This is a genomic window from Vibrio atlanticus, from assembly GCF_024347315.1.
GTDB classification, from domain to species: Bacteria; Pseudomonadota; Gammaproteobacteria; order Enterobacterales; family Vibrionaceae; genus Vibrio; species Vibrio atlanticus.
Window position 1 is genome coordinate 495,540 of the sequence record NZ_AP025460.1, and the last position, 12,659, is coordinate 508,198.

Here is a 12,659-nt window from a genome sequence, read left to right on the forward strand (position 1 = left end):
CGTAATTATAGGGCAGCACATGTATAAGGAATATTTTGGCTTCGTTGAGATGCCATTTTCGATTGTACCAAATTCTCGCTATTTGTTTTTGAGTCAGCGTCACCAAGAAGCGATGCAGAACCTACAAGCCGGTTTAGGCGAAGGTGGGGGCTTTGCGATGCTTACTGGTGAGGTCGGTACAGGAAAAACAACGGTCGCCAAAGCGATGTTGTCATCACTCGATAATCAGACTCAAGCTGGCCTTATACTCAACCCTACGTTTTCCAATTCAGATTTACTTGAAGCTATCTGCGATGAGTTTGAGGTCGAATACCCTGAACAAGCGTCGTTGAAACAGCTGAGTCAGGCAATTCATCACTTCCTGCTTGATAGCCATGCTGAAGGCATTCAAACCTTATTGGTGATAGATGAAGCCCAACACCTTGCAGCTGATGTGTTGGAGCAGCTACGCCTTCTGACCAATTTAGAAACCGATAGTCGTAAGCTATTAAAGGTGCTGTTGGTTGGACAACCTGAATTACAGCAACACTTACAAACCACACAGCTACGTCAACTCGCGCAGCGGATTACAGGTCGCTATCACTTATTACCTCTTAATATCGAAGAAACGGGTAAGTACATCGCGTTTCGTTTGGAAACGGCGGGTGGTGAGCAGATGTTGTTTTCGAATCGTTCAATCAAGCTTATCGCCCAATATACCCATGGTATTCCGAGGCTCATTAACTTGGTGTGTGATAAAGCGCTGCAATTGGCTTTCCATGATGGTGATAAATCACCGAGTAATGAAACGGTTAACCGAGCTTGTCAGCAGGTCATGTCCTTTCAGGCCGATGTGTATCACGTCGAGAAAACTCGTGCTACTCATGTAGTTCCAAAATTAATCCAATACGCGGGGATTGCCGCATTAAGTGTCGGCCTTGCAATCGCGACCTTTAACTTCGCCCCAACCTATATTAGTTCATGGATGCCTGCAGATACTTCCAGTGAGGTGAAAACGGAAGTAGCGGCGAATACTCAACGATCATTTGTGGCTGAAACACCGATATTGGATGATAAATCTATACCGGTTCAAGGTCTCAAGACTTCGAAGTTTGCACTACCACAAGATGTTCAGAATCACTTAAAGCAAGGGAATAATCAAACGCTTGCAATTAGGGACCTATACACGCTTTGGGGGTATGAATCTTCGCTTCGTGATTGGCTATGTTTGAGTGAACAACAAAGTGTATTTGTATGTGAGCAACATCAAGCCAATTTAGAATATTTGATTGAACTTGGAGTTCCCGTGGTTCTTAATCTGGAATTAGGTCAAGAACCTGTGTTTGCTGTACTTTATGGCGCGTCTGAGGAGTCTGTTGAGCTCCTAGTCAACGAAAAGCTATTGGTGATGCCTAAGCGCACCTTAAAGCAAATTTGGCAAGGTGATTATGTCGCGATTTGGAAACAGCCGCTAAGAGAGACCCTGAAAGAGGGCTATCAAGGTGAGGCGGTTGCTTTACTTGATCTATTGCTTTCAGAAGTCTTGGGTGAAGACGTATCGGGCAGTGATGTATTTGACTATGAATTGAAAATGAAAATCGAAGCGTTTCAAACTTGGCAGGGTATGTCTGTTGATGGCATCGCAGGTAAGCGCACCTTAGCAAGGTTGCAGAGATTAGCTCAACTAGACTCGCCTAAGTTGATGTCATTAGAAGGAGGCGAAAGCTAATGTCACGTATTATGCACGAGCTTAAACAGTCTTCTAATCATAAATCTAGCTTTAAAGGTTACCAAAACCATCACGTGCCTAGCTCTGTTAGAGGGATTAGCAACAAACGAGGTTCATCGTTAACAATGGGACTGATCCTTGTCTTGGTGCCTTCTTTATTGGTGGGCGGCGTTCTGGTTTATCAGTCGTATAATCAACAGCAGCAAGGCTCGGTTAGCCCCGTTGCCTCCGGAGCTCTGCCTGAATCAAAGCTTCAATCAGACTTTGAGCCTCAAATTGCCGGTTCTGGCATTGCCAGTGTGGATGCAGTGTCAGTGGATGCAGACGATGAAGCATTATTCTCTGTTCGCTCGGCACCGGTAAGCCAGCTTTTGAAAGCACTACCGCGTCAAGAGATACATGCAAAGATGGGCACCGACATCGGTAATATCGCTAGTGACTCAAAAGCGATATTGGCAAATGTAGATACTAGTAATCAAGCAGCAACGAATTTAGAGCCATTATCTATTGAACCGTCAGTTCAACCTGGAACGAATAATGATAATGCCACGCTGCAATCGGACCGTGATTTACTGAAAGGGTTAGACCTCACCGAGTTGCCACCCGATTTAGCGTTGAAGCTTGAATCAATGATGGGAGAGCAGTCGGTTTCACCTGAACCGATGGATTCTAGACCTGTGGGGAATATGGATTCTCAGGTCATCGGTTTAGAAACACATGGCAATAGATTGTCTGGTGTATTACCTAAGTTAGACTTACAAACTCACATGTACTCGAGTAGCGAAACTAAGCGTTGGGTAAAAGTGAATGGACATGAAGTTGCTCAAGGGGAATGGATCGAGCGGGGTATTCAGTTGCTTGAGATTAAACCACAATCGGTAATCATTGAATTCAATCAGCAGAGAATAGAAATCCCAGCTTTGTATGAGTGGAAAGGTTAGTACTATCGATATTACTTACTGTGATTGATGTTAGCGCAGTGATAGGTATTAGCGCTGTGACTTGAATGATAAATCCAGACAAATAAAAAGGAGCACCTCGGTGCTCCTTTTTGATATTCGATACTGAACCTACTGTAGCAAATGCGAGGCTTACGCCCAGCCGTTTGGTGACTTTCTACGACGAGGCATGATGTGTGGCAGAACAAGGCCAAGAAGTAGACCAATACCAGCAACACCACCACCGTACATGAAGTACTTCAATAGTAAGTCATCTTTTTGAGTATCTAGCTTAGCGCGTAGTTGACGGTTCTCAGTTTGAGAGCTCGTTAGCTGTTGGCTAATCTCACTGTAGTTCTGCTCTAGTTCAGCAATCTGCTTGTTACGAGAGTCTAGAGAGCTTGCGAGACCTGCTTTTTCGCTATCAGCACTTTGGCGAGCATTTGCCAGCTTGCCTTTTACTTCAGAGAGTTCTTTCTCTAGCTTAGGCATGCGCAGCGCCATACTTTCTTTTGTGCTTACGAACTTACTCTCAACCCAACCTTTACGTCCTCGGCTATCTTGAACCTGAGTGTAACCCGTGCTCTTGTTAGTTTGCAGGTAGGTGATTTTCTCGCCGGCATCAATACTACCTATGATACGGAAAGTATTGTTTGGGCCAGAGTGCATATAAGTAAATAGTTTGTCAGCAATATAACGGTCTTGAGCAAAGGCAGCTGGAGCCGCAAGCATTGCGAACAAAACTAAGCTAATCAGTTTTTTCACAGTAAATCCTTTAACGATTCAAATTGAGTAGGCGTATGAGTCAGCCTCAATGAGCAAATAATATTTAGTTTTTTTATATGGTGCAACAAAGAAGGGAGGCAAAGCCTCCCTTTCTGTGCGTTTGAGTCAATAATGACATGGTATTTACATATCTTTACTGAAGCTCACCGTTTTCTGACGCTAATATTGACTAGCGTCAGGGCTATTACATAGTAAACATAGCCTGAATTGCGTAGAAGAATACAACAGCAAGTAGAGCACCTGCAGGTAACGTCACAATCCAAGAAGCTACGATGTTACGCACAACGCCTAAGTTTAGAGCTGCGATACCACGAGCAAAGCCTACACCTAATACCGCACCAACCAATGTTTGCGTGGTTGAAATCGGAAGGCCAGTACCAGAAGCAAGTACAACCGTGCACGCGGTCGCTAGTTGAGCTGCAAAGCCACGGCTAGGAGTTAGTTCTGTAATACCAGTACCAACGGTTGCCATTACCTTATGACCCATTGTTGCAAGACCAACAACGATACCAATACCACCTAGTGGAAGAATCCACCATGCGATAGTGCTCTTGCCTGAGATTTCGCCCATGTGCTCAACCGTTGAAACAACCGCTGATAGTGGACCAATCGCGTTGGCAACATCGTTTGAACCGTGTGCGAATGCCATTGCACAAGCAGTGATAACCATTAGTACGCTGAAGATACCTTCTACGCCAGTAAAACCGTGGTCTTCTTCGCGGTTAGCAAACTTCTTCTGAATGTATAAGTAACCGCCAATCATGACGACAGCAGAAACACCTGCAGCCCATAACCATGCTTCAGTACCGGTTAGATGAAGGCCTACGTGCTTAAGACCTTTCTTGATCGTTACAAGTGCAATGACCATTGTAGTAATGAACATGTATACCGGTACAAAACGCTTCGCATTGAATAGCGGGTTTTCTGTATCGAATATCAGTCGCTGGGCACTGACAAATATGAGATAGGCGAAGATACCGGAAATCAATGGTGTGACAATCCAACTTCCCACAATGCCTTGAACACTGTTCCAATCTACAGCTTCAGTACCCACAGACACACAAGCAAAACCGATGATTGCACCGATGATTGAGTGAGTCGTTGATACTGGCCAGCCCATGTATGAAGCTAGAAGTAGCCATGTACCAGCAGCGAGTAGTGCAGACATCATACCATACACAAGTACGTCAGGTTGATCTGCAAACAGAGATGTTTCGATAACACCTTTACGGATCGTGTCTGTTACTTCGCCGCCCGCAAGGTAAGCACCTGCGAATTCAAAGATCATTGCGATAATGATCGCTTGTTTAACGGTTAGAGCTTTAGAGCCTACTGAAGTGCCCATTGCGTTCGCAACGTCATTTGCACCAATACCAATAGCCATCAAGAAACCGAAAGCTGCTGCAACAATAATCAGGACAGTGCCGTAGTTAGCAAGGATATCCATCGTAATACCTAGTTGTTTGATAACAAGCGGAACAAATTTAGACGCAAAAAACCGCTCAGCGAGAGAAATACTCAGCGCATAAGTGGTTTGTTCAAAAAATGCTCTTCGTTATATAGTTAACGTATGATTTAAGATCGAGAAAGCATTACTTCAAGACGAGCGCCTACACGCTGTGCTTGATCTGCAATACCACCAACCCATTCAAGAATTTTGTATAAGAACATGATATCAACTGGATTCAGACCATCTTCAATCGCCATTAGTTGTTGGCGTAGTTCGATCTGCATCGCGTCCGTGTCATCTTCAATTACATCTAATTGATGAATCATTTCAGCAACGAGTGTTACTTCACGGCCTTTAAAGCCCGTTTCAAGTAATTCGTCTAATTCATTGATTACGTTTTGTGCTTGGTTCGCTGCATCTAGACAACGTTTAACGTAAGCGATGAAGTTTTCTTGCATAGGAGCAGGAATGACAAGTTGACGACCATATACACGGCCAGCAATGTCTTTCGCTAGGTTTGCTAGTTTGTCTTGTTGAGTTAATAGCTCCAACATATCGGTGCGATCAACTGGCATAAACAAACCGCGAGGAAGTTTAAGGCGAATTTCACGTTTTAGTACGTCAGCTTCTTTCTCAAGGTGAGAAATCTGAGCTCGAATTTCTGATGCTTTCTCCCAGTCACCTTTTGAAGAAACTTCAAAGAAATTAACTAGGTGAGAACAACATTCGTTCACGCATACTACGTGACGCTGCAAAGGTTTAATTGGGGACTTTGCAAATAACCCCATAATTGTATTTACTGGCATGGTCATCCAACCTAATAAATAATAACCTTAAAACAACATACACCATATTCATGGTGAAATGTTAAGCGATGGCTACAAAGTCGCGCATGTTAACCTAATCAATGTCTCATTAAAACTGTTTTAGATCATCATAAGGGCGATATTTCTGACTTGCTGAGTTTTCAAATTGGCAATATCCTGTCCCTATCTTCACAGAAAGGTATAACTATGGAAACCGAGATAGAACTGAAGTTTTTTGTTTCTCCTGATTTTTCAGAGACTTTACGCAATAAAATTGCTGAAACTAAAGTACTTCAGCACAGTTGTCGTGAGCTAGGTAACATCTACTTTGACACCCCCGATAACTGGTTACGTAAGCACGATACTGGCTTGCGCATTCGACGCTTTGATGACGTATTTGTACAAACCGTAAAGACGGCTGGTCGTGTGGTTGCAGGCCTGCATCAAAGGCCTGAATACAATGCAGAACATGACAGCAATGAACCTAAGCTAGCCCTACATCCAGAGGACATCTGGCCAGCGGGCAAAGACATCGAAACGCTGCAAGCTGAGTTGACTCCTCTATTTTCTACCAACTTCACACGTGAGCAGTGGTTGATTGGTATGCCTGATGGCAGTCAAGTCGAGGTCGCATTCGATCAAGGTTTTGTTGAATCAGGCGAACTGCAAGAACCGATTTGTGAAGTCGAATTGGAACTTAAGTCCGGTCAAACAGATGCTCTGTTTACACTGTCTCGTCAATTCTGTGAACAAGGTGGCATGCGTTTAGGTAATCTAAGCAAAGCCGCTAAGGGTTACCGCCTTGCTCAAGGTTATCAAGGAGATGAAGTCACTCCTTTGACCTTAGTTGATACTGCTAAAAGTGATACTGTTGAATCGTGTTTCATTCAATCTTTAGAGCATGCTCTCGCTCATTGGCATTATCATGAGCAGATCTTCACCGAGCGCCAATCAATTGAAGCGTTACATGAGATCAGTCACTCGCTGAGTTTCATTCGTCAAACCTTCACGATCTATGGTGGCATTGTTCCAAGACGCGCGAGTGCTATTTTACGTCAAGAGCTCAAGTGGCTTGAGCAAGAACTCAACTGGCTGAAAAGCTATGACCACTTCGAAGATTTGCTCGAAGATAAAGGCCACGTGCTACGTAAATTGGATGCTCGTAAGTTTTTGGTCGCTGAACTTAAAGAGATGCAAGAGCAACTTCCCGATCGCGAAGAACTGCTTACCCTGTTGAGCTCTGCTCGTTACACTGGTTTGTTGCTAGATCTGAGTCGCTGGATCTTGTCTCGTGGCTGGCAACCTTTCTTAGACGAAAAAGCACGAGAACAAATGGCACGTGGTATCGAATGGTTTTCGGTTAAGCAGCTCGATCGCACATGGGCCGACTTGATGGAAGCTTTCCCGCCAGAGCGAGTGATGACTAGCCAAGCGTATATTGAGCAGCAATATCGTTTGATGAGAAACCTATATTCTGGTGTTGGTTTCGCGAGTTTGTATGATGACGATGAACGAAACAGTTTCCGCTTGCCATGGGCTGATATGGTTCAAGGTATCGACGATTTACTAGCACTTAAAACATTAGAGCCTTTGACTGAAAAATTAGAAGGCGATGAGAAGGTTCAGCTAGAGCGTTGGTTAGCTCGTCAAGAGGTGTCTATTCTGCATGCGATGGAACAGACACGCCAAATAAGTGTAGAAGTTGAGCCGTATTGGCAAGACTGAGTTTCATAACAACATGAAATTGAAAATAGGGCTTCGGCCCTATTTTTTTGTTTGCTGTTCTAGCTTTTCTAGTCGTTCGAGGATTTTCTGTTGTTGTTCAATGATCTTCTCAAGGTGCTTCTCTTTGTTTTCTGCTCGTTGATTCTCATGGCGAGTTGGAGAGGTGATCAAAGAAGTAATCAACCCTGAAATCATACCAAAAACACCTACACCACAAATGATCACCAGAGAAGCGACTAACTTGCCTGAGCTCGTCACTGGATAATGATCGCCGTACCCCACGGTACTAATCGTTACGAAAGCCCACCATAAAGCATCTTGGCCAGTGGTAATGTTGGCATTGGGATCCTTGTGCTCTAGCAGCAGTATTGTTCCAGCACCTATGGTCAGGAGAATAACCAATAGCAAAATAATTGAGGCGAGTGTCGTTTCTTTTCGATTGCGAAACAGCTCTCTGAAAACACGTTTTCCTGACCGAAGAACGAGAATCACGCGCAAGATCTGAAAAATGCGAGCGAATCGAAGTGGCTCGACCATAGGGATGCTTGCCAAGAAATCGATCCAGTGTACTTTTAGATATTCTTTCTTATTTTGTGATCTGAATAGATCAATAGTGAGCTGAAAAAGAAAAACGCTACAGATTATAAAGTCCAGGCCGATAAGAACTTGTTTCGATTCTTTATCAATCGGTGCAAACAATAAGCCTGAGATCACAAATAACGCTAAGAAAGAGAGAATCAGTGATAATAAGCTCATCGGCTTAGTGGTGTCTTTGATACTATTTAACATTCATACGAGGCTCAAAATAAATCGCGAACTTTGACTGACATAGCCATCTCGCGGATATAGAAGCCATCAATATATAAGAGTTAATGGAGAACTGACAATGACTAAACTGTCATTCAAGCCGTGGGAAAGGATTATCTCAGACATCCGTCTCGTTCCAAAAATGATCATGCTGATGGTTTTCAGCACTATCTTGATTATTTCGAAGCAGCTATGGGACGCAAGTGCGTTTTACGATTCATTACTTGCAGTCACTAACAGTGCACAAGTTGCACAGCAGCATTACGAGACTTACCTAGTTCAAGTGGCTTGGCAAACAGCCTTGATGATCATTGTGTTTGTGGTTCTTCTATTGGCGGCAGCGCGCGTTATGCTTCGCCAAACTCAATACCTCAATGACGCCATTAAAACGATGGCCGATAAGAACCTATCAGTGCCAATTCATATGGATTGTAAAGATGAATACGGTGATGTGGCACGAGAACTCGAAAAAACTCGAGTCCAGTTGAATGACATGATCAAAACTCAGGTGGCCTCTTCTGATGAGTTGTTTGCCCTGACGGAAGTGATGACCATCAGCATGTCAGAAACCAAAGATTCAGCTCAGGAAGAATTTAACGAAATCGACCAACTAGCGACAGCAATGAGCGAGATGACGTCTACTGTGCAAACTGTGGCTGAGCACGCGCAAAGTGCTTCTTCTCTTACTGAGCAAGCATCAGGTCAAGCACTAACAGGTCAGAAGTTCGTTCAAGGTTCTGTTTCTAAGATGAGTGAGCTTTCTTCGGACATCGCAGCCTCTGCAGCAGCGGTAAACCAAGTAGAAGAGCGCGTAGACTCGATTGGCAGTGTGGTTGGTACTATCCAAGGTATTTCAGAGCAAACCAACCTATTGGCTTTGAACGCAGCGATTGAAGCCGCGCGTGCAGGTGAAGCGGGACGTGGTTTTGCGGTTGTTGCCGATGAGGTTCGTAACCTTGCGCAACGTACTCAGCAAGCGACAGTAGAAATTCAAGATATGATTAGCCATCTACAAAGCAGTGCTAACTCGGCAGTAGAGCTGATGGAAAAGAGTGTTGTTGAAGCCGCTGAAGGCGTAGACCTAGTGACTAACGCTGGTTCTGAGCTTGATGGCATCGTAAGTCAGGTAAACCAGATTAATGATATGAACTTCCAGATCGCGACTGCTGCGGGCCAACAAACTAGTGTCGCGGAAGAGATGAGTGTCAACCTGACCAATGTTCGTGAGCTTGTTGAAGCTTCCGTAGTGGTGGTGGGTGAGCTTCTCGAGACTTCTGAGATCATGGAAAGCAACGCACAAGAGCTAGACGGTAAGATTAAGCAGTTTAAGGTTTAATCCCCAGTTCTCGGTCTTGAGCTCTAGTTTGTAAGATCTAAAGGCTTGACTTGATAAGTTCACTGATAAAACGCCCACATTGCTAATGTGGGCGTTTTTTATTGGCAGAACTTTGGTATAACTAATCATTAGCTTTTAGAACTCGTTATTGAAGAACTGAACCGACAAGCCAATTGTTCGGTGCGCAGCTTACACAAGGAAGAAACATGCCATTGCCTTCTCTACTCGTCACTCATTCCCAGTCTGCTTTTGAGCAATTATTAGAGCATCAAAGTGACGCCATTAACATTTGGCCTGAGTCGCTGATTGCCGATCTCAAGCGTGTATTAGGCTTGAGCTGTTTTGTGGGTGATTGTTTACAGCGTGACTCGATTTTATCCAGCACCTTGCCAGAGATGCTGAGATGCCAAGAGCGTGCGGAAGGGTATCGTAAGCGTTTGGCCGAGTTACTTTCAGGTTGTGTTGATGAAATGAGCGGCCAACGTGTACTGCGTCAATTCCGTAATCGTGAGATGACCTACATTGCTTGGCGTGACTTTATGGGCTCATGGGATCTAGAACAGAGCTTAAATCATTTGTCGATGCTAGCTGAGGCGATGATCTTCGAGACCTATCAATGGCAGTACGATATTTGTTGTAAAGAGTGGGGCACACCTTGTAACGAGCAAGGTGAAGCGCAGCCTATGTTGATCATAGGTATGGGCAAGTTAGGTGGCGGTGAGTTGAATTTCTCTTCCGATATCGATCTGATTTTTACCTACCCTGAGAATGGCGAAACCCAAGGAGCAAGAAGAAGTATCGCCAACGCGCAGTTCTTCACGCGTTTGGGGCAACGTATTATCAAGGCGCTTGATCAGCAAACCTTTGACGGATTCTGTTATCGAGTCGACATGCGCTTGCGTCCATTCGGGGAGAGCGGCCCTTTGGTCATGAGCTATGCTGCTCTTGAAGACTATTACCAAGAACAAGGCCGTGACTGGGAACGCTACGCAATGGTTAAGGCGCGAGTGATGGGCAGCGAAATGTACCCTGAATACCAAGAGCTCCGCCAGATGTTGCGTCCGTTTGTTTTTCGTCGTTATATTGATTTCAGTGCCATTCAATCTTTGCGTCGAATGAAGTCGATGATCAGTAGCGAAGTGCGACGTCGTGGCTTATCAAACAACATTAAGCTTGGCTCTGGTGGTATTCGAGAAGTCGAATTTATTGCTCAAGTCTTTCAACTGATTCGTGGTGGACGTGAACCGAGCCTTCGTGGTCGAGGTTTGTTGGAGACGTTAAGTGCGATTGAATCTCTTCATTTATTAGAAGCAGAAGAAGTCGGTCACTTACGTGAGGCATACCTGTTTTTACGCCGTCTTGAGAACCTGTTACAAGCGATGGCAGACAAGCAAACTCAAACCTTACCTGATGGCGATTTCGAACAGTTGCAACTTGCTGTCGCCATGCAGTTTGCAGATTGGGATGGTTTGATTGATGCGACCCGTGCTCATATGGCGAATGTTCACACCGTATTCGAAGACCTAATTGGGGTTGATGAAGATGATGCTAACCCAATCGCGAGTCACTTTAGTGAGTTGTGGGATATGGCTCATAAGCAAGATGTGATTGAGCAGGTTCTAGAGCATGACATCGCGATTGCTAACCCACAGCAAGCGGCGAAAACCATTATCCAATTCAAAGCTGATTTGGCTAAGAAAACCCTTGGCCCTCGTGGACGTGAAGTACTCAATCGATTAATGCCCAAAGTGTTTCAAGCGCTCTATACCGCCAAGGATGCTGAATTTGGTTTGTCTCGAGTGCTGCACCTGTTACAAAAAATCGTTACGCGCACCACGTATCTTGAGCTATTGGATGAGCACCCCGCTGCCCTCACTCAACTCGTTCGCTTATGTACAGCGAGCCCGATGGTCTCGGAGCAGTTGGGTCGTTACCCAATCCTGTTAGATGAACTTATTGATCCGCAACAACTCTATAATCCCGTGCCTTTAGAATCTTACAAGATCGAGTTACGTGATTATCTAGCCCGTATTCCTGAAGATGACATGGAACAACAGATGGAGGGTCTGCGTCAGTTTAAGCAGACTTGTATCTTGAGAATTGCAGCCGCTGATATTGCGGGCGTTTTGCCTGTTATGAAGGTAAGCGACCATCTAACCTATTTAGCCGAAGCGATTGTTGAGGCCGGCATCAATCAAGCTTGGTTACAAGTGACAGCCAAGTTTGGGGAGCCTACCCACGTTAAAGATCGTGAAGGTCGTGGCTTCGCCGTGGTTGGTTACGGCAAAGTCGGCGGTTGGGAGCTTGGTTATAACTCCGATCTCGATATCGTATTCATGCACGATTGCCCGGTACACATCTATACTGATGGTAAGAAAGAGATCGACGGACGCCAATTTTATCTGAGATTGGCGCAGCGCATTATTCATATTTTCTCGACCAGAACTGCTTCTGGTATTTTGTACGAGGTCGACACTCGCTTGCGCCCTTCAGGTGTCTCTGGTCTATTAGTGAGTCCAACCGATGCCTTTGATGAGTATCAGCATAATGACGCGTGGACTTGGGAGCACCAAGCTTTGACTCGCGCTCGTATGATTTATGGTGATGACTTATTGGCTTCGGCATTTAACAAGACTCGCCATGAGATTTTGTGTTTGACTCGAGATGAAGCTGTACTTAAAAAATCCGTTGTCGATATGCGTGAAAAAATGCGCGGGCACCTCGGTGGAAAAAAAGCCGATCGATTCATGCTGAAACAAGATGCGGGTGGTATAACCGATATTGAGTTTTTGGCGCAATATTTAGTACTTCGATACAGTAATGAAAAACCTAAGTTGACTCGTTGGTGTGACAATGTACGAATCTTTGAAAGTCTGTTGTCACAAGGGATTATGGACGAACAGCAAGGCATGGCATTAACTAATGCCTATACAACATTAAGAGATGAAATCCATCACCGCAATCTACTCAACCTTGATGCGGACGTGGCGATTGATAAATTTAAAATGGAAAGGGAACATGTTGTTCAGGCATGGAAGCAATGGATGGAAGCGTAACGGAACTATTTCTTAACGGTTACGTCATTATCATTTAGTGATCGCTT

The 12,659-nt window shown here is 44.7% G+C and carries 9 protein-coding genes; 5 read left to right on the top strand and 4 right to left on the bottom strand.

Annotated features, from left to right (window positions below; all coding sequences use genetic code 11):
• Positions 1–19 precede the first annotated feature (19 nt).
• Together OCV30_RS02405 and OCV30_RS02410 are read left to right on the top strand one after the other, a co-directional pair.
• The gene (locus OCV30_RS02405) at positions 20–1,708 is read left to right on the top strand and encodes an ExeA family protein (protein ID WP_065680181.1); all 1,689 of its coding nucleotides are present in this window, start codon (positions 20–22) and stop codon (positions 1,706–1,708) included.
• Complete coding sequence (locus OCV30_RS02410) at positions 1,708–2,649, top strand: general secretion pathway protein GspB (RefSeq protein WP_065680182.1); 942 nt, start codon at positions 1,708–1,710, stop codon at positions 2,647–2,649. The genes OCV30_RS02405 and OCV30_RS02410 overlap by 1 nt, the downstream gene beginning before the upstream one ends.
• 150 nt (positions 2,650–2,799) lie before the next feature.
• Here the strand turns inward: OCV30_RS02410 and OCV30_RS02415 are convergent, their stop codons facing one another.
• From OCV30_RS02415 to OCV30_RS02425, 3 genes are all read right to left on the bottom strand, one after another.
• Positions 2,800–3,411, bottom strand: coding sequence for a TIGR04211 family SH3 domain-containing protein (locus tag OCV30_RS02415; RefSeq protein WP_017098289.1), 612 nt, complete (start codon positions 3,409–3,411; stop codon positions 2,800–2,802).
• Between the two features lie 205 nt (positions 3,412–3,616).
• A complete protein-coding gene (locus tag OCV30_RS02420) occupies positions 3,617–4,879 on the bottom strand; it encodes an inorganic phosphate transporter (protein WP_012603189.1) in 1,263 nt (420 codons plus the stop codon).
• Between the two features lie 128 nt (positions 4,880–5,007).
• Positions 5,008–5,688 (bottom strand): TIGR00153 family protein, encoded by a 681-nt coding sequence (locus tag OCV30_RS02425; protein ID WP_029223984.1) that lies wholly within the window; start codon positions 5,686–5,688, stop codon positions 5,008–5,010.
• A gap of 207 nt (positions 5,689–5,895) precedes the next feature.
• On the opposite strand from OCV30_RS02425, the gene OCV30_RS02430 reads away from it, so the two are divergent.
• Positions 5,896–7,413: a CYTH and CHAD domain-containing protein gene (locus OCV30_RS02430; protein ID WP_065680183.1), complete on the top strand. Its 1,518-nt coding sequence runs from the start codon at positions 5,896–5,898 to the stop codon at positions 7,411–7,413.
• 39 nt (positions 7,414–7,452) lie between these two features.
• Here OCV30_RS02430 and OCV30_RS02435 read toward each other — a convergent pair whose 3' ends face one another.
• Positions 7,453–8,202 carry a potassium channel family protein gene (locus OCV30_RS02435; RefSeq protein ID WP_065680184.1) on the bottom strand — a complete coding sequence of 250 codons (750 nt, stop codon included), beginning with the start codon at positions 8,200–8,202 and terminating at the stop codon, positions 7,453–7,455.
• A 97-nt stretch (positions 8,203–8,299) separates the two neighbouring features.
• On the opposite strand from OCV30_RS02435, the gene OCV30_RS02440 reads away from it, so the two are divergent.
• Together OCV30_RS02440 and glnE are read left to right on the top strand one after the other, a co-directional pair.
• Positions 8,300–9,556: a methyl-accepting chemotaxis protein gene (locus tag OCV30_RS02440; protein ID WP_065680185.1), complete on the top strand. Its 1,257-nt coding sequence runs from the start codon at positions 8,300–8,302 to the stop codon at positions 9,554–9,556.
• Between the two features lie 206 nt (positions 9,557–9,762).
• Positions 9,763–12,612, top strand: a complete 2,850-nt coding sequence (gene glnE / locus OCV30_RS02445; RefSeq protein ID WP_065680186.1) for a bifunctional [glutamate--ammonia ligase]-adenylyl-L-tyrosine phosphorylase/[glutamate--ammonia-ligase] adenylyltransferase — start codon at positions 9,763–9,765, stop codon at positions 12,610–12,612.
• Positions 12,613–12,659 lie beyond the last annotated feature (47 nt).